Genomic DNA, 22,254 nt, shown 5'->3' with positions numbered 1-22,254 from the left:
GGATGGGGTGCGTACCGTTCTACGGTGGTACGCACCCCATTGCATACCCGGCCACCGGGCTAGGTGCCAGCAGGTCCGCTCCTCAGGAGTAGCGCTCCTGGAAGATGCGCTCCAGGTCCTCCAGGGAGTGTCCCTTGGTCTCCGGCAGGAACTTGGCGTAGAAGGCCAGGCTGCCCAGGTTCACCAGGGCGAACACGAAGAACACATTGCCCTGGATGGACTCGATGAGGTTCGGGAAGGTGAAGGCGACGATGACGTTGCCCATCCAGTTGCAGAACACCGCGACGCCGTTGGCCAGGCCGCGCACGCGCATCGGGAAGATCTCGGAGAGCATCAGCCAGAACGTCACCCCGATGAAGCACTGCATGAAGAACAGGAACGACAGCATGAATACCAGCACCAGGTAGCTGCGCGCCGTCGACTCCGGCATCAGGAACACCAGCCCCAGCGCTATCAGCGAGGCCACGCAACCGGTCTGCCCGGTCAGGATCATGCGACGTCGCGGCAGCCGCTTGAGGAAGAAGGCGATGCCGATGTACACGGATATCACCGACACCACGCCGTTGGCGATGGTCGCCACGATCGAGGCCTGCGCAGCCAACCCGGTGGTAATCAGGATGGTGGGGGCGTAGTACATGATTCCGTTGACGCCGGTGAGTTGGGACAGGAAGGCCAGGCCGATGCCGATGAGGGTGATCTTGCGGATCCACGGGGTGCGCAGGTCCGCCCAGGAGCCCTTGCCCATGCGGGCCTCCTCCTCGACACGGCGCACGATGTCCTCGCCCTCACCCGCGACCTCATCGGCCATGCGGACCTGGTTGAGCACTTCCCACATCTGACTGACGCGGCCCTTGCGGGCCAGCCAGCGCGGGGACTCGGGTAGCAGGTGGATGCCGATCCACAACCCGATCGCGGGCAGGGTGGCGAGCACCAGCATCCACCGCCAGGCGTGAGCCCCGGGCCAAGCGGTGGCGATGATGGCGTTGCAGGTGTAGGCCAACAGCTGGCCGGTGACGATCATGAGCTCGTTGCGGGAGACCATCGTGCCGCGGATCTCGACGGGTGAAATCTCCGACAGGTAGACGGGAACGGTCGCGGAGGCACCGCCGACGGCCAGACCGAGGATGAAGCGGAAGGCCACGAGTGCGGGATACGACGGCGCCAGTGCGCATCCGAGCGCGCCGATCAGGAAGATGACGGCAACCGTCATGATGTTCCGCTTGCGTCCGTAGCGGTCGGACAGGCGGCCACCGACAAGCGCCCCGAAGGCCGCACCTATAGTCAATGACGAGGTGACGATCGACTCGTTGAAGGCGGTCAGTGACATTCCGCCCTGCGCGGGAGGCAGTTTCAGAAATGGCAGCGCCCCAGAGATCACACCCGTGTCATAGCCGAAGAGCAAGCCACCGAGCGTGGCGATCGAGCGGATGGTGAACAGGCGGCGATCGATGGTGCGCCGGTCGGTCGGAGGCGAGGCGGGTGGCCTGGTGGCGGTCATCGGGTCACCTCCACGGTGAAGGTGCGGATGAAGTCGTCCAGCGCGTCATCACCGGAGCCGGAGGCGAAGGCCTCCATCGCCACAGTGCCGCGGTAGCCCATGTCCGCCAACGCCAGGGCCACGGCGCGGTAATTGATCTCGCCGGTGCCGGGCTGGGCACGTCCAGGGACGTCCGCCACCTGGATCTCACCGATCCACGGCTGCGAGGTCCGGCAAAGCTCGATGAGGTTCCCCTCGCCGATCTGCGCGTGGTAGAGGTCTAGGTTCATACGCAGGTGCGGGGAATCAACGGCCGCCACGAGCGTGCGCGTGTCCCTGGCCAGGGCGAAGGGGCAGCCGGGGTGATCCACAGGCAGGTTCAAGTTCTCCAGGGTGAATACCCTTCCCTCACGCTCCCCCAGTGCGGCCAGACGGCGCAACGTGTCGGCGGCGCGCAGCCAGTCCCCGGGGGTCGGGTGCTCATTGGCCACCACGGGGATACCGCCCTCCCCCAGGCCGGTGCCGTGCACGTTCAACCGTGGGCAGTCGATCCTCTCCGCGGCGGCCAGGGACTGCTCGGCGGTGGCCAGCAACCGGGCCACGCCGTCGTCGGTGGTCAGGTCTCCCTCTACGTACCCGGTCATGGAGACGATCTCGACGCCGTCGGCGCGGCGCGCCGCGAGCGCATCGAGGTCCTTGCCGCCCCAGTCCCACATCTCCACCTTCAGGCCGCGGGCGGCGATGGTGTCTACGCGCTCAAGGAATGGCCGGTCGGTGAAGATCATCTCCGCACAGGCGGCGAGGGTGAAGGCGTTGCCTGCGGTTACGGTCATGGCGGTCATCGGGTTAGCTCCTCAATGCGGACGGTGCGGGACTGCTGGATGGAAACGATGGCGGCGCGGGCGATCTGGAGGGCCTTGACACCGTCGTCGCCAGTGGGAATGGCGGGGTCGCCGCCGCGGATGGCCTCCACGAAGGCCTTGAACTCCCCCACGTAGGCGGAGTGCAGCAGGTCGGTGTCCCCCCCCCCGTGAGGTCTCGTAGGAGACGCCGGCGGGGCCGTAGTACTCCATGTCGGTGGTGCGTCCGCTGCCGGCGGTGACCATGCCGCCATCGCCGAAAACCTCTCCGCGCACGTCATACCCGTAGCTGGCGGAGAAGCTCGCCTCGGCGGTGGCGAAGGCGCCGTTGTTGAACCGCAGGCTGACCAGCGCGGTGTCGAGGAAGCCGTCAGCGCGGGCATCAGGCCGAATCAGGGCGTCGGCCTGGGCGGTCACGCTGTCCACCTCGGCACCGGGGTTCAGCCAACGCAACGTGTCGAAGTCGTGGATGAGAGTCTCCAGGAAAATCGTCCACAACGGCGTTCTAGTGGGGTCCCCGCCGTAGGGGCCGGGGTCGCGTGTGAGCGACCGGAGCAGCTGCGGGGTGCCGACGCGGCCGGCGTCGACCGCGCGTCGGGCAGCGACGAAGCCGGGGGCGAAGCGGCGGTTGAAGCCGACTTGCAGGACGACGCCGGCGCGCCCGGCCGCTTCCACGCACTCGGCGGCCTCATTGAGCTCCGTGGTGATCGGCTTCTCGGTGAATACGTGTTTTCCCGCACGGGCGGCTTCCACGATCAGGTCGCGGTGCAGCGCGGCGGGGGTGGTTACGACCACCGCGTCTACCTGGGGATCGGCCAGCACTCCGGAGGCTTCGGCCTCGGCGCGGGCACCCAGCGGTGCGGCCAGGCCCTGTGCGGCCTCGAGTCGCGGATCGACGACGGCGACCAGTTCCGCAGTGTGGACGTCGTGGGCGAGGGCCGTGGCATGGTGCGTGCCGATGCGACCGGCCCCGATGAGGGCGATGCGAACCGGCGGGGTGGGACTGTTGGGCATGAGTGGACTCCTTCGTCGTGTGCCGCGCGCTCAGGGCGGTGCGGCGCTTGCTCACAAGAACCGCAACACCGCGGCATTTGTGATGACAAAGAAGCTAGCACGTTCTAGCTCGCAGGCACCTCCACCACCTCTTGAGCTACAACCGCACACCGCGTTATCCCCGTTATTTCAAGCCTTTATGCAGATCATCTCTCGATGCAAGCGGCTATAATTACAGAGGTTCCAGTCCTACCAGCTCGCACACGGAACAACCCGGTATGGCCCCACATGGAGGGAACATGACGCCACGGGCACGCAAACAGGTCACGCTCGCCGATGTTGCCCGCGAGGCCAATTGCTCGGTTTCGCTCGTATCCATTGTGATGCGCGACGCGGTCGGCGCATCACAGGAGACGAGGCACCGGGTCAAGGCGGTGGCCGCGCGCCTGGGCTACCGGCCCGACCAACGCGCCCGCGCCCTGAGATCAACCCGATCAGGGCAGATCGGCGTCACCTTCGACGTTCATCAGCCCTTCCACGCCGAGATCATCGACGGGCTGTATACGGCCGCAGAGGCCGGGAACCACGAGCTCGTACTCTCCGCCGTCGTAGGCGCAGTCGACGACCGTCGAGCCGCCGAAACCCTGCTGCGCGACCGCTGTGAGGCGCTGATCATGATCGGGCCGTCGCTTGGGATGGCCCGCCTGCGAATGCTCGCAGATGAGGTACCCGTCGTGGCGGTCGCACGACCACTGTCATGCCCCGGAGTAGACGTGATCAGAATCGACGACCGGGGCGGAGTCGCAGCGGCCGTCACCCACCTCGTTGGACTCGGGCATCGCCGTATCGTGCACGTCGACGGCGGCAAGGCGCCGTCGAGCCCGGAGCGGCGCGCAGGTTACCTGGAGGCCATGGCGGCGCACGGGTTGTCCGGCGAGGCGACGATCCTGCCCGGCGGACTTGAGCAGGAGGACGGGATTCGAGCAGCTGCACAACTGCTCGCAGCGCCGGAGCCGCCCACTGCCGTATCCGCCTTCAACGACCGGGTCGCCTCCGGAGTGATTCAGGGTCTCGTCTCGGCCGGAGTGAGTGTTCCGGGCCGGGTCAGCGTCGTCGGCTTCGACAACGCCAGACGCTATGAGTCCGGGCTGGTGCCGCTGACGACCATTGACCAGAATCCCGCCCTCATTGCGAAGCTCGCCCTGGAGCGGGCGATCGGGCGTGCCGCGGAACGTTACCTGCCCAGCGAGCAGGTGCTCATTCCCCGGCTGATCGAACGCGCCTCCACCGGACCGGTATCCGAGGCCGCCGGGTTACCGGCGGTAACAACTACCGACCTCGGCACGTAAGATCCACCGACCTCGGCACGTAAGATCCACCGACCTCGGCACGTAAGATCTACCGATCTCGCGCAGATCAGGCCGGCAGGATGCCCTGCTCGGTGAGCCAGTCGGTGGCGATCGTGGCGGAGTCGAGCTGCTCGTCCACCGAACGGGCGTTGAGCGCGCGCAGCGCCTCCGGCGTCAGCAGCGCCGAGACGGCGTTGATCGCGGTGACGGCGCCCTCGTCGAGGTCGGCGGCGACCAGCGGAGTCACGTTCTGCGGCAGGATCAGTGCCTCCGGATCCTCCAGGACCACCAGGTCGTTGGCGTCGATGGCGGGCGAAGAGGTGTAGATGTCGGCCGCCTGTACCGTTCCGTCCTTGAGAGCGCCGATGGTAAGCGATCCGCCGTCGTCCTCCACGGGGTAGACGTCGGCATCCACCCCGTAGACGGCCTTGATGCCCGTCGGGCCGTAGGGACGCGTCTTGAACTCGGAGTTCGCCGCCACCATCACGGTGCCGTCGAGCTTGGCCAGGTCGCCGATGGAGACCAGGCCGTACTCCTCGGCGAGTTCGCTGGTCACGGTATAGGAGTCCTGGTCGGTGGCCTCGGCATAGTCGAGCACCATCAACGAGTCCGGAAGCACGTCCGACAGGGCGGCGTGGATGGACTCAGAGTCCGTGGCGTCGGTATCGGAGTCGTAGTACTGCAGCAGATTGCCGCCGTACTCTGGCAGCACGCTGATCGCCCCCGATTCGAGCTCGGGGATGTAGACCTCGCGCTGCCCGATCTGATACTGGCGGTCGATGGTGAAACCGGCCTGCTCGAGCGCCTGGGCGTACAGCTCGGCAATGATCTCATTGGAGTAGTACTGCTGGCTGCCCACTGCGATCGTGCCGGAGGCCGTGCCCGAGGACAGCGGGTCGGAGTTGGAGCAGGCGGCGAGCGTGGCGGCCACGGCGAGCAGACCACCGCCGGCCAGGACACTGCGACGGGTGAGCACCGTGCGCTTGTCAGCATTGGGATTCACGGGGATTCCTTTCGGTTACGTGCACCGACCGGGGTGACGGCGCGCTGGAGGAGGATGAAGAGGAGTTCGGATATCAGAGCCAGGGCAATGACCATGAGTGAGGAGGCCAGCATCATGCCGTAGTCCTGGGTCTTGAGACCGAGGAACATCAGCCGCCCAAGCCCGCCGGCGCCGGTGTAGGCGGCCAGGGTCGCGGTCGCGATCACCTGCAGGGTGGCGGACCTCAGGCCGCCCACCAGCAGCGGGGCGCCCAGCGGGATCTCCACGCGGGTAAGTAGCTGGATCTCACTCATGCCGCTGGCGCGGGCGCCGTCGACGGCGACGGGATCTGCGGACTCAATGCCGGTGTAGGCACCGGCCAGCACGCTGGGCAGGGCCAGGACGATGAAGGCGAGCATGGGCGCGGACAGGCCCACGCCGAGGGCGAGCCCGAACAGGGTGATCAGGCCGAGGGTGGGCAGGGCCCGCACGGCGCCGGCCAGAGCGATGGCGGCGCCCCGCCCCCGCCCCGTGTGTCCGATCCACCAGCCCAACGGCACCCCGATGGCGGCGGCAACGGCCACCCCTAGCAGCGAGTACCCGATGTGTTGCACCAGCAGCCGCCCGATGCCGAGCGAGCCGGACCAGTTGGCGGCGGCGAAAATGTAGGCGATCGCCTCACCGACGTAGTTCACGCCATCGCCCCCTCACGCAGCCGCGTGGGGCGCGCCCACTGCAGCAGGGCGCGTCCGCCCAGCACCACCAGGCCGTCGAGCGCGACCGCGAGCAGAGCAGTGGCGAGGATTCCGGCGAGGATTTCCGCGGTGATGCCACGCTGGTATCCGTCGGTGAACAGCCAGCCCAGGCTGCGCACGCCCAGAACCGCCCCGACCGTGGTCAGCGACACTGTGGAGACGGTAACGACGCGTAGGCCGGCCACAATCGCCGGCCCGGCCAGCGGCAGTTCCACGGTGGCGAAGCGGCGCAGCGGCCCCATGCCCATGGCGGTGGCGGCGTCGAGCACCCGCTGGTCGACGGCGTCGAGCGCGTCTACGGTGGTGGGCACCAGCAGTGCCAGGCCGTAGAGCGTCAATGCGACGACGACGTTGATGGTGTCGCGGATACCGGTGCCGAGCACGACCGGCAGGATCACGAACAGCGCCAGCGAGGGGATGGCGTACAGCAGGGAGGCGCCCGAGACGAGGACGCCGCGCAGCGGCCCCAACCGCTGGGTCAGGCGGGCGATCGGGATGCCGAGCACCAGGGTCGCAAGGATCGCGGGCACCGCCTGACTCACGTGCGCGATCAGGTAGGAGCCGATCGCCGGGAGATTGTTCAGGACCCAGGTCACGAGCGCATCTCCGCGTCCGCGTCGATCCGCCCTATCGCCCGGCCGACCCGGTCCAGAACCACCCGGCCGCCGGCGACGTCGGCCAGGCGCAGGACGCGGTCGGCGTCGTCGAGCCCGAGGAAACGGGCCACGAAGTCGTCGGCCGGATCGGCGAGCAGCTGTGCGCCGGTGCCGCGCTGCGCGATCTGGGCGCCCTCACGCAAAAGGATGATTTCGTCACCGAGCATCAGGGCCTCGTCCACGTCGTGGGTCACGAAGATGATCGTCTTGGCGAGTTCGCCCTGAATGCGTAGCAACTCTCGCTGCAGGTCGCGGCGCACGAGCGGATCCACGGCGCCGAAGGGCTCATCCATGAGGAGGACGCCGGGGTCGGCGGCGAGGGCGCGGGCCACACCGACGCGCTGGGCCTGGCCGCCGGAGAGCTGCCCCGGGTAGCGGTCGGCCAGATCCTCCGCCAGGCCCAGCATGTCCATCAGCTCGCGAGCGCGCGCCCGTGCCGTGGACCGGCCGGTGCCGTTCAGGCGCGGCACCAGGGTGATGTTGTCCAGCACCCGCCGGTGAGGCAGCAGTCCCGCGTTCTGCATGACGTAGCCGATGGAACGGCGCAGGGCCACCGGGCTGCCGTCTTGGACGTCCTCACCGTCGAGGAGGATCCGGCCGGCGGTCGGCTCGACCATGCGGTTGACCATGCGCAGCAGGGTCGTCTTTCCACAGCCCGAAGAGCCGAGCAGGACGGTTATGGAGCCGGCGGGCAGCACGGCGGAGAAGGAGTCGACGGCGGCCCCGTTGCCGGCAGGTCCCGGGTAGCGCTTGGTGACATCGGAGAACTCGATCGTGCTGGCCCCTGTCATGGCCGGCCGGGAACCTGCGGTGGCAGGCGCGGACGCGTCGGTGATACGAGTCCCGGTTCCCAGTCCCATACGACTGTCTCCTCTCCTCCGCCGAGCGGCGACGTCGCCCTACCGTAACAACGCTTTGCGGATATGTCGATTCGATGTAGTGTGACGGCGTGCTTGAACTCAAGATCCTAGGGTTCCTCTCCGAGGGACCGCTGCACGGCTATGAGTTGCGCCGCCGGATCAACGAGTTGGACGGGCCCGGCAGTCATCTCTCCGAGGGCTCCCTATACCCCGCTCTGGCACGCCTGGAAAAGGTCGGTCTGCTCGTCCGCACCGACGAGCCGGGAGCCCGGGGACGCCCCCGCAAGCGGCTAGAGATCACGGCGGCCGGCCGCGAGCGCCTGCTTGATCTGCTGCGCCATCCCGCCGAGGTCGACATCGCCTCCCAGCCACGCTTCCTGGTTCTGCTCGCCTTCCTTTCCCGCCTGCCCGATCCGGCCGAGCGCGAGGCCGTGCTGCGTCGACGTCTGGCCGTGCTGCGTGAGCCGGCACCCGCATTCTTCTACGACGACGGCGCGCCGCGTCGTTCCAGCACCGAGCCCGATCCGTACCGGCGCGGCATGATCCGCATCGTGGCCGCATCCCGTCGGGCGGAGATCGACTGGCTGGAGCAGGTGCTGGCCGCCCCCGCCGACGAGGCCGGCACCACTCCGGACTCCCAGGTGCCGGAGTGCCGGCCCCGGCATCCCGAACCACTTCCCTAAAAACCCAGGAGCGTTATCCGATGACCGCCGCCATACCGTCTGACACCACCACGCCCGCGAGCATGCGCGCCGCCGTGCTGGCCGCCCCCGGCATTGAGAACCTGCACGTAATGGACGTGCCCGTCCCGCAGCCGCGGCCCGGCTGGGTACGACTCAAGGTCATGGCCTTCGGACTGAACCGCAGCGAGTACCACTCGGTGACCGGACAGGCCGGCGGCATGAGCTATCCGCGCGTGCTGGGGATCGAGGCCTCCGGCGTCGTGGACCTGGATCCCGAGGGGCGTCTGGCCCCGGGAACCCAGGCGGTCACCATGATGGGCGGCATGGGCCGGGCCTTCGACGGCGGTTACGCCCAGTACGTGGTGGTGCCGCGCGAGCAGGTCATCACCTTCCACTCGGACCTGCCCTGGGAGGTGATCGGCTCGGTACCGGAGACACTGCAGACCGCCTACGGCTCCCTGACCACCGGACTGAATCTACAACCCGGGCAGAGCCTGCTGGTGCGCGGCGGAACGTCGGCGCTGGGACTGGCCACGGCAGCCCTCGCACTTGACATGGGCTGCACGGTCTACGCGACCTCCCGCCGGGACGCCGGACTGGAGTTGCTCTCCTCCCGGGGCGTGATGGCACTGCGCGACGACGGCGCGGTGGCACAGCAGGTGCGTCGGCACGCGCCCGCGGGGGTGGACGCGGTGCTGGAGCTGGTGGGTGTGCCGACGCTGCGCGACTCGCTGCAAGCCGCCGCGGTGCACGGCACGGTGTGCTTCACCGGCATGCTTTCGGACTCGTGGACCATCAAGGACTTCTATCCGCTGGACTGGATCCCGAACGGGGTGCGGCTGACCACCTACTCCGGTCAGGCCTCCGACCTGCCGGAAACGGAGCTGCAGCGGGTGCTGGACCGGATTGAGACGGGCGCCCTGGACTTCCTGCCGGTGCACATCTACCCGCTGGAGGAAGTGGTTCAGGCGCAGCGGGACATGGCCGCCGGCGCGCGCACCGGCAAGCTGGTCGGCCTGCCCTGGGCGTGAGCGGCGTGGACGCCGGTCAGGCGGCCAGCTCGGTGATGACCGCTTCGGCGATCATGTCGGCCGCCATCGCGTAACCGGCGGCCGAGGGATGGAAGCCGTCGGCGGCCCAGAAGTCGTCGACCAGTTCGCAGTGGGCGACGTCCACATAGGGCACGCCGTGCGCCTCGCAGATCGCGGCGGAGGCGTCGGTCTGCACGTCGGTCCACTCGCGCAGCACCGCGCGCAGGGTGGGCCGCAGGGCGGGGCTCTTGTACAACTGGCCGGCGGAGCAGGCGACCACATGCGGGGCCACGGCGGCCGCGCCGTCGAGCACCGCGTTCAGGTCCTCCTCCCACTCGGTCAGCGTGCGGCGTGCCATGAGGTCGTTGGAGCCGGCGCACACGAAGACGACGTCGGCGCCGTCCACCTCCGGCAGGAAGCGGTAGCGGACGCGGCGCATGGTTGCGCCCAACCGCGCGTGTGTGGACCAGTGCACGTCGCGACCGGTCCCGGCGGCGACCTGCCGGGCGATGCGCGGCACCAGCGCCTCGGACTGGTCATCGACGCCGGAGCCGGCCACAAGCGAGTCACCAATGGCCTCAAAACGAAGCGGGGTGTTATTCACCTGGCTGTCCGCCCCCCGGCGTTGTGGCTCCGTCCGGGGTGACGACGCCGAAGCGCTCCCCCGGCGGTTCGGGCGCCAGGTGGACGGTGTGCTGCGCCAGTGCCGCCTCTGCCGCCGCAATCGGTCGGCGGGCGGCACGAAGCAGGGATACCGGGACCGTGCGGGGCCGAGATGGGTCGGGGGACATGAGATTCACGGGCTGGGAGTTTAGGGCGTGTTGCGTAAGTGGGTGGGGTGGTCGGCGTGGTGTGTGGGATGGGGTGAGGCCTTTGGGGTATCACGGGTGGTGTGAAATCAACCAGTAACACCGCCAAAGGCCTCGACCGTTGAGTATAGACGCTGCCGCTCGTCATGACCTGACCGATGCTCAGTGGGGGCTGCTTGCGCCCCTGCTGCCCGCCCCGCCTGCTCGTGGCAGGCCGCGCGTGTATCCGCTGCGGGACATGATCAACGCCGTACGGTGGAGAACCCGGGTCGGTGCGCCCTGGCGTGACGTACCGGCCCGCTACGGGCCGTGGTGGAGGGCCCTGTGCCCCGTAACCGGGCCTGGCAGACCGATGGGGTGTGGGAGCGCATCGAGTCCGCCCTTGTTGCCCAGGCCGACGCCGCCGGCAAGATCGGCTGGCGGGTGTCGGTGGATTCGACCACCTGTCGGGCGCATGTGCATGCCGCTGGGGCCCGCAAGGACAGTCCCCAGCTGGTGGAGGGGGAGCCCGAGGATCACGCCCTGGGGACCTCTCGGGGTGGCTGGTCGACCAAGGTTCACGCCGCCGTGGACGCCGCCTGCGGCATGCTGGCCGGGGTGCTGACCGCCGGACAGGTCGCGGACTGCCCGATGATGATCCCCGTCCTGCAGGCCATCCGTGTCAAGCGCCCAGCCAAAGGGCGGCCCCGCACGCGCCCTCAGATGGTGCTGGCCGACAAGGCCTACTCTTCAAAAGCGAACCGGGACTGGCTGCGCAACCACCACATCAAGGCCACCATCCCTATCAAGGCCGACCAGGCCGCCAACCGCCGTGCCAAGGGATCGGCCGGCGGGCGCCCTCCCGCCTTCGACCCGATCGCGTACAAGGACCGCAACGCCGTGGAGCGGTGCTTCGGCCAGCTCAAGCAGAACCGCGCCATGGCCACCAGATACGACAAGCTCGCCGTCCGCTACCAAGCCACCACCCACATCGCCAGCATCGACCACTGGCTCAAACGACTTACATAACACGCCCTAGTGGCCGATTCTCGAAGCCGTCGTTGGGCGAAGCCGACCGTTCGAGCAGCGCGGCTCAGTGCAAAAGCCCCAAGACCAGGAACACAACCGCGATCAGGGGGAATGCCCCCTGCTTGAGCGCGGCCTGGCGGTGTGCCGGGGACTTCAGGGCGAGTACCAGGGCGGCGGCGAGCATGGAACCGACGCCGTAGAGGGCCAGGGCGCTGCCCGCGGTGTGCCATGCGCCGGAGCTCAGGGCCATGAGTGCGACGCCGGCCAGGGCTTCCACCGCGAGGAACAGGTTGTAGAAGCCCTGGTTGAAGGCGTAGAAGGCGTGCGGCCTCGCTTCCTCGGGGGTTCCGCCGAAGGTCTTGCGGGCCAGCGGCCCCTCCCAGGCGATTGCCTCCATCCAGAAGATGAGTACGTGCAGGCAGGCGGCCAGAACTGCGGCCACGAGGCCGATGACGAGGAGTGCATTCACAAGCCGGCAGTGTAAGCCCGCACCGGCGTACAACTCGCCGGCGGCGCCCCTGGCTCGTGGCCCGTTCATAGCTCACGATGTTCCCTGTGCAAGGGCGCGCTTCAGACTCCGCGGCGCTGCGCCACTTCATCGCTGTAGTCGCCGGCAACGATCTCGACCCGGTTGCCCTCCGGGTCCAGTAGGACCGCCTCGTAGTAGCCGTCTCCGGTCTGACGAGGGCCATCGATCACCGGCACTCCGGCGGCGCGTGCCCGCCCAGCCAGGTCGTCCACACCCGCACGATCCGGTAGGGCGAAGGAGACATGCGCCCAGCCGAGCATCTCCGCGTCGGCACGGGGAACGACGTCGGGGCGGCGCATCAACTCCAACCTGGCGCCCCGACCGGCGGACGCATTCGCGCCGTCGTTGAAGGTGAGGATGTAGGTGCGCAGTCCGGTACGAGGATTGTGGTACTGGCCGTTGGCGCGTCCGCCGAACCATCGCAGGTAGAAGTCGCGGGTGGCCTCCAGGTCGGCGACCCAGAGGGCGGCATGGTCTATGCGGGGCATGGCGGTCCTTTCAGACTGTGGCGGCGTCGACTGCACACTGGCTGCAGCCGGTCTGGCAGAGACGGCGTCCCCGGCGGACCACACGGTGCCGCCGGGGACGATGTCTACTTCGACCGGCTCTGCGCTGTGCGGAGAGCCGCCCGGATCACTCGTCCGCGGCGGACGGGTGGGTCATGTCGGCGGGGACCACCCAGGCGTCGAACTCGGCGGCGGTGACGAAGCCCAGCTCGAGGGCGGATTCGCGCAGGGACAGGCCCTTCTTGTGCGCGTTCTTGGCGATCTTGGAGGCCTTGTCGTAGCCGATGTGGCGGTTGAGGGCGGTGACCTGCATGAGGTTGGAGTCCAGGTTGGCCTGGATCTTCTCCCGGTTCGGCTCGATGCCGTAGGCGCAGTGCTCGTCGAAGGACACGCACGCGTCGCCCAGCAGCTGGATGGACTCCAGCACGCACCAGGCCATGACCGGCTTGAACACGTTGAGCTGGAAGTTGCCCTGGCTGCCGGCGAAACCGACAGTGGCGTCGTTGCCGAAGACCTTCGTGGCAACCATGGTCATGGCCTCGCACTGAGTCGGGTTGACCTTGCCGGGCATGATGGAGGAGCCGGGCTCGTTCTCGGGGATGATCAGTTCGCCGATGCCGTTGCGAGGGCCGGAGGCGTACCAGCGCACGTCATTGGCGATCTTCATCAGGGCGTCTGCCAGCACCCGCAGAGCACCGGAGACCAGCACCAGGGCGTCGTGAGCGCCCAGCGCGGCGAAGAGGTTGTCGGCCTGCTTGAACTCGATGCCGGTCTCCTCACTGATCTTCTTGGCGGCCAGCTCCCCGAACTTCGGGTGCGCGTTGAGGCCGGTGCCGACGGCGGTGCCGCCGATGGCGAGCTCACGGGCGCGGGAGTCGGCGTAGCGGATGCCGTCCAGCGCGAAGTCGATCTGGGCGACCCAGCCGGAGATGACCTGGCCCAGACGGATCGGGGTGGCGTCCTGCAGGTGGGTACGACCGACCATGACGACGTCGTCGAACTCCTTGGCCTTGGCGTCCAGCGTGTCGCGCAGCTGCTGCACCCGCGGGTACATGGCCGCCAGCTCGGAGACCACGGCGATGTGCATGGCGGTGGGGAAGGTGTCGTTGGAGGACTGGCCGCGGTTGACGTGGTCGTTGGGGTGGACGGGGGTCTTGGAGCCCATCTGGCCGCCGGCCAGCTCGATGGCGCGGTTGGAGATGACCTCGTTGGCGTTCATGTTGGACTGGGTTCCCGAGCCGGTCTGGAAGACGACGAGCGGGAAGTGGGAGTCGAGCTCACCGGAGATGACCTCGTCGGCCGCCTGAGCAATCAACTTCGCGATGTCTTCGGGCAGCTCGCCGAGCTCGGCGTTGGCCAGGGCGGCGGACTTCTTGAGCACGCCCAGGGCCCGGATCAGCGGGTGGGACAGGACGAAGGTCTCGCGGCCGATGTCGAAGTTGTGCAGAGAGCGCTCGGTCTGCGCACCCCAGTAGCGGTCGGAGGCGACCTCGACGGTGCCCATGGAGTCGGATTCGGTGCGCGTCGTCGCGCCGGTGGAGTTCTCAGGTGCCATGGTCCAAGGCTAGCCGGATGCGGACGCGTGCGGGCGGGGACGGGCGTCCTATGTCCGCACTTGCGGGCCGTGAGTTGCACAGCGGTGCGCCCCGGAGGCGGACGGGGCCACTCCCCCGCCCGGGTCCGGGGCGCACCCCGCCCGCCGCTCTAAAGGGCGGCCAGCACCGCCTCAATGCCGGCGGCGAGGGTGCCGTGAGCGGCGGCGACCAGGCGCACGACCTCATCCGGGTCGGTAGGAGCAGCCGCGAAGGAGAGGTCGGACACCACGCTCATCCCGGACACGCGCACGCCCAACTGGTGCAGGGCGATCGCCTCCAGGATGGTGGACATGCCCGCGCAATCGGCCCCCAGGGACGCCAGCATGCGGGATTCGGCCAGGGTCTGGTACTCCGGGCCACGCACCATGGCGTAAACGCCGGCACGCTGGGTGTGCCCGCGCAGAACGGCGGTCAGCTGCGGATCCCACAGCTCACGCTGGTCGACGAACACGGTGCCGTCGAAGGGCGAGGCGCCGGAAAGGTTGAGGTGATCGGTGATCGTCATGACGTCACCGATCACCCAGTCGCGTAGGCAGCCGTTGGCATTGACCAGGACGGCGGCGCGCACGCCCGTGGCGGCGGCGGCCCGGGCCAGGGCGACGACGGCGCCGGGCCCGCGTCCCTCATACAGGTGGGTACGACCGTGGGCTACCAGCACGTGCAGGCTGCGGGGCGCCGTCGTCGGGCTTCCAACCTCGTCAAGACCGGAGGACGGGCGCCACTCGTAGGAGTCGAGCCGGTCTACATGCCCGGGTGCAATGGGGCCGACGACGCCGGGCAGGTCGGAGAGCGGCAGCGACGCCGTCGGCGCGCCCCAACCGTCAAGGGCGGTGTCGGCACCGGATCCGAGCACGACCAACACGTCGTGGTGGGCGGCGCCGGTGCGCCGGGCGATCTGGTGGGCGGCCTCCACGGCGGGGCCGGGACCGTCTCCGCCCCCGGACTCGGTGAGGGCGGCGAGCAACTCGGCGGGAACGCCGTCGGGCCCCGAAACTGGCTGTGGGAGTGAGCCGGTGGAGCTCATGCGCGCTCCCCCGCCCGCTCCTGGACTCGCACGCGCCGCCGTCCGAGCAGCAGGTGTCCGAGCAGGCCGATCAGCAGCGCCGCCAGCACGCCCAGGTTCGCGCCGGCCCAGGTGCCGTCGCGGCCGCCCAGCGGGCCCAGCAGATAGCCCTGCCAGCTCAGCCAGGAGGCGGCGGAGTTGACGACCAGCCCCCAGCCGACGCCGGCCCCGAGTACGACCAGCGCGATCGCCTCCAGGTTGACCGAGCCGTAGACGCCGTCGGGCGTGAACAGGGCGGCCTCGTCATAGTCGCGTCGGCGCAGGCACACCTCGGCGAGCATGACGCCCGCCCAAGCCGCGATCACCACCCCCAGAGTCGTCAGGAATCCCTGGAAGGGTCCCAGGAAGTCGTCCGCCCCGAAGATGACGGCGATGGTGCCCACCGTCATGATGGTGGCATCGATGGAGGTGGCCACGTGCCGCTTCACGGGCAGGCCGGTGGCGAGCAGCGACAACCCGGAGGAGTACAGGTCCATGATGATGCCGCCGGCGAGCCCCAGGATCGCCACGACGGCGAAGGGGATCAGGAACCAGGGCGGCAGGATGGTGGTCAGCGCGCCGATGGGGTCGGAGTCGATGGCGGTGCCGAGCTCGGGGTCGGAGCCGACCAGCATGATGCCGGCGATGACGAGGACGACGACGGGCAGCGATGAGCCGATGGTGGTCCACGCGATCACGCCGCCGGTGGAGGCGCTGCGCGGCAGGTAGCGGGAGTAGTCGGCGGCGGCATTGACCCAGCCCAGGCCGAAGCCGGTGGCGACCATGACCAGGGCGCCGATGAAGGCCGCGGCCGAGCCGGCGGGCAGCGCGGTAAGCGCCCCGAAGTCGATCTGCGGGGAGACCAGAATCAGGTAGATGACGGTGAGTATGCCCGTGGCCCAGGTGATCCATGTCTGCACCCGCATGATGGTGTCGAAGCCGAGGATGCCGGCACTGGCCGCGAGTCCCACGGTCAGCAGAAAGCCGACGATCTGTGCGCCGAGTTCGTTGTGCCAGCCCAGGGCCTGCAGCACCGTGGCGGAGGCGAGGGACGCGGACACGCACAGCACCGTCTCCCAACCGACGGTGAGCATCCAGGAGATGGCGGCGGACAGACGGTTGCCGTGGTAGCCGAAGGCGGCACGGGACAGGGCCAGGGTCGGGGCACTGCCGCGCTTGCCGAGCACGGCGATGAAGCCGCACAGCAGGAAGGAGACGATCACCCCGACGACGCCGGCGACGACGGCCTGCGCAAAAGAAAGGCCGAAGCCGAGCACCCAGGCGCCCCAGGACAGGCCGAGCACCGAGATATTGGCGGCGAACCAGGGCATGAACAGGTCGCGGGGGCGGCCCTTGCGCTCGGACTCGGCGATCACGTCCAGGCCGGCGTTCTCAATCCGGGATCTGGCTGAGTCCGCGTCGGCGGCGGTTTGAGGGCCGGGCACGGCGGCAGAAACCGGGGAATCGGGTGGAGAGGATGGGGCGTCTTTCATGGCGGGAATCTACCGCACCGGAACAGCATGCCCGGGCAGCAGAAGGCCCCGGCACCTGCTGGTGCCGGGGCCCCTGGCTCCGTGGTAGCGGGGGCAGGATTCGAACCTGCGACCTCCGGGTTGCGGGCCTGGATCTCCCGCTGCATCGTCATTGCGGAGCACATCGACGTGCTCGCGCATGCTCATTGGCTAGCCATGCTGCGATCGCTAGCCAGTTTGGCACCGCTAGCAATACTGCGAATGCTAGCCAATACAGCATCGCTAGCGACTCTGAGGGCCGACTCATGACCGCCTCCGAGGATCTGCGCGCCGCGCACCTCGCCACGGTCGCGGCGACCATCTCGAGGCTCGCCGCCGCGCAGCAGCAGGCCGTCACATGGGCTCTCACTATCAGTGCGGCGATGACCACCGCGTCCGTTGCCATGGGTTCGCCCCTGCCTGCCGTCGCAGGCGCCGTCGCCTGCACCGCCCTCTGGATGACTCACGCGGTGCACCTCACCGCCGAGCGTGCATGGCGAGCGCTCTACGCCGCCCTCCTCGACGGCGGCCCCGTCACCGCCACGCCTAGAGAGCTGTTGGGCCCCAGCTGGAGCCACGCCGGCACCTGGCAAGCAGCCCGCTCATGGTCTGTCGCGCCGCTCCATGGGGCGATCACCGCGAGCCTGCTAGTCATCGCGGCCCTTGTCTTTCTCATCTGAACCTGACCAACCCGACAAACACCAAGGAGAACCGTCATGACAAAAACCACGACCCTGAGCTTCGCACAGCAGCTACTGCTGATGGAGGCCGTCGACGAGATGGCCGCCCACGTGCGCGACCGCGTCGCCGCAGGCGACACCGCCATGCAGGACACCCTCGACGAGATCGAGACCGTCCAGGCACTCATCGAAGCCGGAACCATCCAGACCACGACCACCCGCACCCCAAAGGAGGCCGCCTGACCATGCGCACCCGCCGACAACATCCCAGCCCCCGCAGCGCCACCCAGCACGCCCACGCGCTCACCATCATGGACGTCATCGCCGCCGAAGCCGCCGCCCTCAAGCTCGCTGTAGCCGCATGCGACGACGCGGATACCGCGTACACGCTCGCCAACCTCGCCGAGCTCGTGCGCCAGACACAACGCCAGCTCCTCGACGACCACACCATTAACACCGTCGCGCCCGGCACCTGGCGCAGCGGCAGCACCTACGCACTCCCCAAGCACACCCGCAACCGGTAAGGATCACCAGTGGCGCTCATTATCTTCCCCGCCTGCTTCGCCATCATCATCGCAGGCCTCATCGGAAGCATCAGCCTCTCCGAGAATGTCATCCGCGCCTGCGAAGTGCTCTTCATCGTGGCCTACGCAGTCATCTTGGTAGCGGTCCTTTGGCAGTTCTGCAAGACGGCCATCACGGCCGTCGACAGCCTCAGTCTGACCGCTACTGCCACGCTCATCAGGCAGGGGGTCAGCTCATGAGCGCGCTAACAATCGGCTCCCTATCGCGCAGGGTCGCCTGCAGCAGCGCTCCTACACCACCCGTGAGGGCGAGAACCGCACGGTGGTGGAGATGCAGGTCGATGAGATCGGCCCGTCGCTGCGCTACGCCAAGGCGCAGGTCACCCGCCAGCCCCGCGGGGGCGGCCAGGGCGGCTTCAACCAGGGCGGTCAGGGCGACGGCTACAACGCCGGCCAGCAGCAGGGCGGTTACCAGGGCTCCCAGGGTGGCGGCCAGCAGGGCGGCTACAACCAGGGCCAGGGATCCCAGGGCGGTTACAGCCAAGGCGGCCAGCAGAGCAGCTACAACGCCCCGCAGGGCGGCGCCGCGGACGACCCCTGGGCCACCGGCGACACCACCAGCTTCGGCGACGAGCCCCCGTTCTGACAGGTGACAGCAATGATCCCCATCATCCTCGCCATCATCGTCATCATCGTCGGCACCGCCGCAAACGTGATCGGCATCCGTACCATGCGGACCGTGCCGGAGATGCGTTCCACAACGATCACAACCTTGGTCCTCATCGACGTCGCGTCGTGTCTGTCCCTGATCAACCTTTTGCTCCTGGTCATCCGGTGACCCGGGAGCCCAATCCCAAGAGAAAAGAGTGTCCATATGAGCATCAGCAATACCAACGATGCCGGTGACGCTCTCGACAAGGCGATCGCTCTCGCCTCGTCACCGACCATCATGAGCGACGACATGGAGCGTATGACCGCGCCGAAGCGGCTCGGCTACGTCATTGAACTCACTGGGCAGGCTATTCGTGATCGTGCCCACGAGGGCGCACTGCTAGCGACCATCGCGTCGATTGCCATGCAGTGGGCCGGCGACGTCGTCGAAGGATCTGACCCGCCCCACTGGGCACGCCAGACCGCCCTACAGGACGCCGATGACGCACAGGCAACTAGGCTCGCCAGGGCGAGCCACCTGACTGCTAGCGTCGCCCATCTCGCCAAGATCATCGCGGACGAGGACGCAGCGTCGGCGGACCAACTCGGCACAGCACTGATCAATGCCGCCGTGGCCGCGCTGGCGTGGCTTACCGACAATATCCACGCAGGAGCGAACGTTGACGTGCCGCGCCCCGCCAGCGACGACTATCTCGCTCGCGTCAGCGAGGAGATCTTGTCCATCCTCGACCAAAGCCCAACACTGCGCAACCTCGATGCCGACCCGTTCGCCCTGCCCGACCTGGCCGAGGCGATCACCGACCAGCTCGACATGGGCGGCTGGCTCACACCGCCCCTACCCACCGACCCGCGAACGCAGGAGCACACCGCATGACTGAGACCAGAATCATCGCTGTTGCGAACCAGAAGGGCGGCGTCGGCAAGACAGCCACCACCGTGAACCTCGCCGCCAGGCTCGCCGGCATGGGCCAGCGCGTGCTGGTGATCGACAGCGATCCTCAAGGCAACGCCACCAGCATTCTCGACGTCGAGCCCGCCCCCGAGGAACGCACGCTCAACGACGTACTCGTGGCCGTGGCCACCGGCCAGGCCGGCCCAGGCGCCATCACTGCCGCAATCACAGCCGCCGGCCCCGCCTGGCCAGGTATCGACGTCGTCCCCGCCGAGCGTGCCCTGGCCGCCCGCGAGGCAGACACCAGCGCCGGCCGCGAGCACGTGCTGCGTACCGCCATCGCGGCCGGCGCCGTCGATGCCTACGACGTCGTCCTGATCGATTGCCCACCGAGCTTGGGCGCCCTCACCCTCGGCGCGCTGACCGCCGCCGACACCGTGCTCATCATCACCGAGGCACGCGTGAGTTCCGTCGACGGGGTCGACCAGCTCATGGACACCATCGACGCCGTCCGCAAGTACTACAACCAGCACCTACAGCTCGCGGGAATCGTCATCAACAAGTGGCGCAGCGACAGGCTGGACCGCAGTGCATGGCGGGACGTGCTACGGGATAGCTACCGCAATCAGGTGATCGACCACCCGCTCCTCGAACGGGAGATCGTCGCCACCGCGGCCACCAACCGCGTGCCCGTACCCCGCGACGAAGGCAGAGACTACGTGCTCGCCCTCGACGCCGTCGCACGGGAACTCATCCAGGAGGCGCACCAGTGAAGCCACAACCACGCCCGCGCAAGCCCGTGACCATCCCCAAGGCCGGCGGCCCAGACCCCGCCACCCTCACCGCGCCCGGCATTTCGCAGTCCAGCACAGCTAGCAATGGTGCCACTGCTAGCCGCGGCAGCGAGATGAAACAGCTAAACATCCGGGTGCCCGCCGAGCTCGCCGGGCGAGCACGCACTGCGTGGCGTGTGCTCATGGCCGACGGCACCGGGCAGCCGTACAGCACATTCAGTGGCTGGGTCGCCGACCTCATCGAGCAGGCGGTCATGGACGCGGAGGAGCGTTACAACAACGGTAAGCCCTTCAATGAAACGTCTGCTGGTCAGTTGCCGCTCGGGCGGGCACCGTCCTAATCAGCCCCCGGGGGAGGTCACCCGCCAGGGCCTCTCCCCGAATCAGGTAATGGCTAGCGATGCTGGCATGGCTAGCGCCTACAGCATCGCTAGCACATGCCACCGTTACCACATCGTTGCCATCATGTTGTGCATGAGCGCTACACGATCCCCTGTTAGCAAGCCAGTGCCAGAGCGCTGGCTGCCTGCCATTGATCAGTTCGAGGTCTCTCTGCAGGCGGCTGGCCGACGAGAGACCACTGTCAGCACCCGGCTGCGGCACATTCGCCAGCTCGCCCGTGACATGCCGGACGTCGACCCGGCTGACGTCGCTGCTGATCAGCTGCTCCGGTGGGCAGCCGGCCATTCGTGGGAGCCGGAGACGCGCCACTCCTACTACGTGAGCCTGCGCGCCTTTTTCGGCTGCCTTGGGGTCTCTCCCAGCCCTGCGGACGCTCTACCCGTCATATCCAGACCTGTGCCGCCTCCGCACCCGACGCCGGAGCAGGTCTACCGCGGTGCCCTGGCGCGAGCCGATGAGCGCACCCGGGCGATCCTCACACTGGCAGGCTCCGCTGGGCTGCGACGCAGCGAGATCGTGCAGGTCCACGCCGACGACCTCGTACCCGACCTGACCGGCTACTCACTGGTGGTGCACGCCAAGGGCGGCCACGACCGCGTTATCCCGCTCACCGACGAGCTCGCCGCGCTGATCCGCACCCGCTGCGCTGCTGACCCCGACGGCTGGGCCTTCCCGTCCCGCACTGGCGGGCACATCAGTCCGAGGTGGGCGGCCAAGCTCGCCGCACGGATGCTTCCGCCCGGCTGGACACTGCACAGTCTCCGGCACCGCTTCGCCACCGTGGCCTACTCTCAGGACCGCGATATTCTTGCGGTGCAGCGGCTGTTGGGGCATGCGTCGGTGGCTACGACGCAGCGGTACACGGCGCCTCCCAGCGAGGCGATGCGGCGTGCAGTCGAGCGTGCGGCATAGCTCAGGGGCCGTCTGCGTGCTGTAAGCGATGTTTGCTTGCCAGAGAAGCACACCGGCGGGCACAATAGTGGGGAGCCACCCGGGCGCAACCGGATGGCTCCCCGATGCGGTCGGTTCTAGAACCAGCCGCGGAGGGAATCCATCAGGACGCTAACGGCCCGGACCAGACGAGCGAGCGATGTAATGAATTCGCTTGTCTGCCGGGCCGTTTCCTTGTCCTTCCGGATCTTTGCGTCTCGACCTTTCGGCTTGGACACGACCCCCACCTCCTCCCTGGCCTCCTTCTTCCCCGGCCATCAGGACGATGCGTGATCCGGGAGAGGGTGCCGGAGAAGGCAATTACAGCGTAGCAGCGGCCACCGACAACAACGCCTGTGCAGCAGCTGCCCCTAGGTGACCATGCGGGCCGCGTCGACGGGTGTGTGGACTGGGTCCCACCGTGTGACATCGGTGCAGCCCTCAGCGATGACCACCGGGCAGGAGCCACAGCGCCAGGAACGATGCGGGCCGCCAGCCACACATGTGCACGGCATCGGCAGCGGGAGGACACCGGTAGGCCACCAGGAGCACCCGCACCCCGGGCAGTGTCTCACCGGCGGAACGTCGAGCCATCCCCCCGGCTGGCGCACTCGCTCCACGCGACGCTCAACCTCGACGATGTATTCGGCATTGGTCATGCACGGGACCGTACCGCCGGGCACCGACACGATTGCCGGTTGCCGCGGAGCCTGC

General features: G+C 68.3%; 26 protein-coding genes and 2 pseudogenes. 14 read left to right on the top strand and 14 right to left on the bottom strand.

All coding sequences use genetic code 11. The features are described from left to right. Positions 1–82 precede the first annotated feature (82 nt). The 4 genes and pseudogenes from BN1056_RS07600 to BN1056_RS07590 all read right to left on the bottom strand — a co-directional run. Positions 83–1,498: a sugar porter family MFS transporter gene (locus BN1056_RS07600; protein ID WP_210580158.1), complete on the bottom strand. Its 1,416-nt coding sequence runs from the start codon at positions 1,496–1,498 to the stop codon at positions 83–85. Continuing rightward, entirely contained in the window at positions 1,495–2,319 is an 825-nt protein-coding gene (locus BN1056_RS07595; protein WP_210580156.1) for a TIM barrel protein, read from the bottom strand. Before BN1056_RS07595 ends, BN1056_RS07600 begins: the two co-directional genes overlap by 4 nt. Beyond that, positions 2,316–2,591 (bottom strand): Gfo/Idh/MocA family oxidoreductase, encoded by a 276-nt coding sequence (locus tag BN1056_RS15080; protein ID WP_425306115.1) that lies wholly within the window; start codon positions 2,589–2,591, stop codon positions 2,316–2,318. The genes BN1056_RS07595 and BN1056_RS15080 overlap by 4 nt, the downstream gene beginning before the upstream one ends. Beyond that, a pseudogene (locus BN1056_RS07590) lies at positions 2,581–3,351 on the bottom strand (Gfo/Idh/MocA family oxidoreductase); the annotation flags it as partial. The gene BN1056_RS15080 and the pseudogene BN1056_RS07590, both read right to left, overlap by 11 nt. Positions 3,352–3,629: 278 nt before the next feature. Here BN1056_RS07590 and BN1056_RS07585 point away from each other — a divergent pair. Next, the gene (locus BN1056_RS07585; protein ID WP_210580152.1) at positions 3,630–4,679 is read left to right on the top strand and encodes a LacI family DNA-binding transcriptional regulator; all 1,050 of its coding nucleotides are present in this window, start codon (positions 3,630–3,632) and stop codon (positions 4,677–4,679) included. A gap of 67 nt (positions 4,680–4,746) precedes the next feature. Here the strand turns inward: BN1056_RS07585 and BN1056_RS07580 are convergent, their stop codons facing one another. From BN1056_RS07580 to BN1056_RS07565, 4 genes are read right to left on the bottom strand one after another with little or no spacing between them, the layout of a single operon-like run. Next, on the bottom strand, positions 4,747–5,688 hold the full coding sequence (locus BN1056_RS07580) for an ABC transporter substrate-binding protein (RefSeq protein WP_210580180.1): 942 nt from the start codon (positions 5,686–5,688) through the stop codon (positions 4,747–4,749). Then, positions 5,679–6,356: an ABC transporter permease gene (locus BN1056_RS07575; RefSeq protein ID WP_073328124.1), complete on the bottom strand. Its 678-nt coding sequence runs from the start codon at positions 6,354–6,356 to the stop codon at positions 5,679–5,681. Before BN1056_RS07575 ends, BN1056_RS07580 begins: the two co-directional genes overlap by 10 nt. Continuing rightward, positions 6,353–7,012 (bottom strand): ABC transporter permease, encoded by a 660-nt coding sequence (locus BN1056_RS07570; RefSeq protein ID WP_210580150.1) that lies wholly within the window; start codon positions 7,010–7,012, stop codon positions 6,353–6,355. The genes BN1056_RS07575 and BN1056_RS07570 overlap by 4 nt, the downstream gene beginning before the upstream one ends. Further along, positions 7,009–7,863, bottom strand: coding sequence for an ABC transporter ATP-binding protein (locus BN1056_RS07565; protein ID WP_210580179.1), 855 nt, complete (start codon positions 7,861–7,863; stop codon positions 7,009–7,011). The genes BN1056_RS07570 and BN1056_RS07565 overlap by 4 nt, the downstream gene beginning before the upstream one ends. 158 nt (positions 7,864–8,021) lie before the next feature. On the opposite strand from BN1056_RS07565, the gene BN1056_RS07560 reads away from it, so the two are divergent. Further along, positions 8,022–8,615, top strand: coding sequence for a PadR family transcriptional regulator (locus tag BN1056_RS07560; protein ID WP_210580149.1), 594 nt, complete (start codon positions 8,022–8,024; stop codon positions 8,613–8,615). 20 nt (positions 8,616–8,635) lie between these two features. Further along, positions 8,636–9,646: a zinc-binding dehydrogenase gene (locus tag BN1056_RS07555; RefSeq protein WP_210580148.1), complete on the top strand. Its 1,011-nt coding sequence runs from the start codon at positions 8,636–8,638 to the stop codon at positions 9,644–9,646. Positions 9,647–9,662: 16 nt separating this feature from the next. Here BN1056_RS07555 and BN1056_RS07550 read toward each other — a convergent pair whose 3' ends face one another. Continuing rightward, complete coding sequence (locus tag BN1056_RS07550) at positions 9,663–10,250, bottom strand: SGNH/GDSL hydrolase family protein (protein WP_244671578.1); 588 nt, start codon at positions 10,248–10,250, stop codon at positions 9,663–9,665. Positions 10,251–10,576: 326 nt separating this feature from the next. Here BN1056_RS07550 and BN1056_RS07545 point away from each other — a divergent pair. Beyond that, positions 10,577–11,463 (top strand): IS5 family transposase gene (locus BN1056_RS07545; RefSeq protein WP_210580147.1). Its coding sequence is split into 2 segments (ribosomal slippage): positions 10,577–10,768 and positions 10,771–11,463, totalling 885 coding nucleotides; the frame shifts between segments, so codons are not numbered across the junction. Between the two features lie 64 nt (positions 11,464–11,527). Here BN1056_RS07545 and BN1056_RS07540 read toward each other — a convergent pair. The 5 genes from BN1056_RS07540 to BN1056_RS07520 all read right to left on the bottom strand — a co-directional run bounded on the left by BN1056_RS07540 (position 11,528) and on the right by BN1056_RS07520 (position 16,628). Then, a complete protein-coding gene (locus tag BN1056_RS07540) occupies positions 11,528–11,932 on the bottom strand; it encodes a DUF1304 domain-containing protein (protein ID WP_244671577.1) in 405 nt (134 codons plus the stop codon). 101 nt (positions 11,933–12,033) lie between these two features. After that, entirely contained in the window at positions 12,034–12,480 is a 447-nt protein-coding gene (locus tag BN1056_RS07535) for a VOC family protein (protein WP_210580145.1), read from the bottom strand. Between the two features lie 145 nt (positions 12,481–12,625). After that, positions 12,626–14,053 (bottom strand): class II fumarate hydratase, encoded by a 1,428-nt coding sequence (gene fumC / locus BN1056_RS07530; RefSeq protein ID WP_073328112.1) that lies wholly within the window; start codon positions 14,051–14,053, stop codon positions 12,626–12,628. A 149-nt stretch (positions 14,054–14,202) separates the two neighbouring features. Next, positions 14,203–15,117 carry a purine-nucleoside phosphorylase gene (locus BN1056_RS07525; protein WP_210580144.1) on the bottom strand — a complete coding sequence of 305 codons (915 nt, stop codon included), beginning with the start codon at positions 15,115–15,117 and terminating at the stop codon, positions 14,203–14,205. Further along, the gene (locus BN1056_RS07520) at positions 15,114–16,628 is read right to left on the bottom strand and encodes a purine-cytosine permease family protein (protein WP_210580142.1); all 1,515 of its coding nucleotides are present in this window, start codon (positions 16,626–16,628) and stop codon (positions 15,114–15,116) included. Before BN1056_RS07520 ends, BN1056_RS07525 begins: the two co-directional genes overlap by 4 nt. Positions 16,629–16,912: 284 nt before the next feature. Here BN1056_RS07520 and BN1056_RS07515 point away from each other — a divergent pair, with 284 nt between their 5' ends. From BN1056_RS07515 to BN1056_RS07470, 10 genes and pseudogenes are all read left to right on the top strand, one after another. Then, positions 16,913–17,326 (top strand): hypothetical protein, encoded by a 414-nt coding sequence (locus tag BN1056_RS07515; RefSeq protein ID WP_210580141.1) that lies wholly within the window; start codon positions 16,913–16,915, stop codon positions 17,324–17,326. Between the two features lie 36 nt (positions 17,327–17,362). Next, entirely contained in the window at positions 17,363–17,569 is a 207-nt protein-coding gene (locus BN1056_RS07510) for a hypothetical protein (protein ID WP_210580139.1), read from the top strand. Positions 17,570–17,571: 2 nt separating this feature from the next. Beyond that, positions 17,572–17,850, top strand: a complete 279-nt coding sequence (locus tag BN1056_RS07505) for a hypothetical protein (protein ID WP_210580138.1) — start codon at positions 17,572–17,574, stop codon at positions 17,848–17,850. 9 nt (positions 17,851–17,859) lie between these two features. Beyond that, positions 17,860–18,090 carry a hypothetical protein gene (locus BN1056_RS07500; protein ID WP_210580137.1) on the top strand — a complete coding sequence of 77 codons (231 nt, stop codon included), beginning with the start codon at positions 17,860–17,862 and terminating at the stop codon, positions 18,088–18,090. 22 nt (positions 18,091–18,112) lie between these two features. Next, positions 18,113–18,496 (top strand): annotated as a pseudogene (locus tag BN1056_RS07495) (single stranded DNA-binding domain-containing protein); the annotation flags it as partial. A gap of 12 nt (positions 18,497–18,508) precedes the next feature. After that, positions 18,509–18,688, top strand: coding sequence for a hypothetical protein (locus BN1056_RS07490; protein ID WP_210580136.1), 180 nt, complete (start codon positions 18,509–18,511; stop codon positions 18,686–18,688). Between the two features lie 36 nt (positions 18,689–18,724). Then, a complete protein-coding gene (locus BN1056_RS07485) occupies positions 18,725–19,396 on the top strand; it encodes a hypothetical protein (RefSeq protein WP_210580135.1) in 672 nt (223 codons plus the stop codon). Further along, a complete protein-coding gene (locus tag BN1056_RS07480; RefSeq protein WP_210580134.1) occupies positions 19,393–20,187 on the top strand; it encodes a ParA family protein in 795 nt (264 codons plus the stop codon). The genes BN1056_RS07485 and BN1056_RS07480 overlap by 4 nt, the downstream gene beginning before the upstream one ends. Next, complete coding sequence (locus tag BN1056_RS07475; protein WP_210580133.1) at positions 20,184–20,549, top strand: hypothetical protein; 366 nt, start codon at positions 20,184–20,186, stop codon at positions 20,547–20,549. Before BN1056_RS07480 ends, BN1056_RS07475 begins: the two co-directional genes overlap by 4 nt. Before the next feature lie 133 nt (positions 20,550–20,682). Continuing rightward, positions 20,683–21,522, top strand: coding sequence for a tyrosine-type recombinase/integrase (locus tag BN1056_RS07470; RefSeq protein ID WP_210580132.1), 840 nt, complete (start codon positions 20,683–20,685; stop codon positions 21,520–21,522). Positions 21,523–22,254: the final 732 nt, after the last annotated feature.

The sequence above is a fragment of the Actinomyces succiniciruminis genome (genome assembly GCF_900002405.1).
Lineage (GTDB): Bacteria > Actinomycetota > Actinomycetes > Actinomycetales > Actinomycetaceae > Actinomyces > Actinomyces succiniciruminis.
The sequence above is the reverse complement of the archived record's forward strand: the minus strand, read 5'-3'. Positions and strand labels throughout refer to the sequence as shown.

Bases quoted from the DNA above. Each gene is read 5' to 3' on its own strand.
- BN1056_RS07480 (WP_210580134.1), top strand. From the start codon at position 19,393: ATGACTGAGACCAGAATCATCGCTGTTGCGAACCAGAAGGGCGGCGTC.
- BN1056_RS07600 (WP_210580158.1), bottom strand. From the start codon at position 1,498: ATGACCGCCACCAGGCCACCCGCCTCGCCTCCGACCGACCGGCGCACC.
- BN1056_RS07555 (WP_210580148.1), top strand. From the start codon at position 8,636: ATGACCGCCGCCATACCGTCTGACACCACCACGCCCGCGAGCATGCGC.
- BN1056_RS07490 (WP_210580136.1), top strand. From the start codon at position 18,509: ATGATCCCCATCATCCTCGCCATCATCGTCATCATCGTCGGCACCGCC.
- BN1056_RS15080 (WP_425306115.1), bottom strand. From the start codon at position 2,591: ATGGCGGCATGGTCACCGCCGGCAGCGGACGCACCACCGACATGGAGT.
- BN1056_RS07510 (WP_210580139.1), top strand. From the start codon at position 17,363: ATGACAAAAACCACGACCCTGAGCTTCGCACAGCAGCTACTGCTGATG.
- BN1056_RS07485 (WP_210580135.1), top strand. From the start codon at position 18,725: ATGAGCATCAGCAATACCAACGATGCCGGTGACGCTCTCGACAAGGCG.
- BN1056_RS07535 (WP_210580145.1), bottom strand. From the start codon at position 12,480: ATGCCCCGCATAGACCATGCCGCCCTCTGGGTCGCCGACCTGGAGGCC.
- BN1056_RS07595 (WP_210580156.1), bottom strand. From the start codon at position 2,319: ATGACCGCCATGACCGTAACCGCAGGCAACGCCTTCACCCTCGCCGCC.
- BN1056_RS07525 (WP_210580144.1), bottom strand. From the start codon at position 15,117: ATGAGCTCCACCGGCTCACTCCCACAGCCAGTTTCGGGGCCCGACGGC.
- BN1056_RS07585 (WP_210580152.1), top strand. From the start codon at position 3,630: ATGACGCCACGGGCACGCAAACAGGTCACGCTCGCCGATGTTGCCCGC.
- BN1056_RS07520 (WP_210580142.1), bottom strand. From the start codon at position 16,628: ATGAAAGACGCCCCATCCTCTCCACCCGATTCCCCGGTTTCTGCCGCC.
- BN1056_RS07470 (WP_210580132.1), top strand. From the start codon at position 20,683: ATGAGCGCTACACGATCCCCTGTTAGCAAGCCAGTGCCAGAGCGCTGG.
- BN1056_RS07505 (WP_210580138.1), top strand. From the start codon at position 17,572: ATGCGCACCCGCCGACAACATCCCAGCCCCCGCAGCGCCACCCAGCAC.
- BN1056_RS07565 (WP_210580179.1), bottom strand. From the start codon at position 7,863: ATGACAGGGGCCAGCACGATCGAGTTCTCCGATGTCACCAAGCGCTAC.
- fumC (WP_073328112.1), bottom strand. From the start codon at position 14,053: ATGGCACCTGAGAACTCCACCGGCGCGACGACGCGCACCGAATCCGAC.
- BN1056_RS07515 (WP_210580141.1), top strand. From the start codon at position 16,913: ATGACCGCCTCCGAGGATCTGCGCGCCGCGCACCTCGCCACGGTCGCG.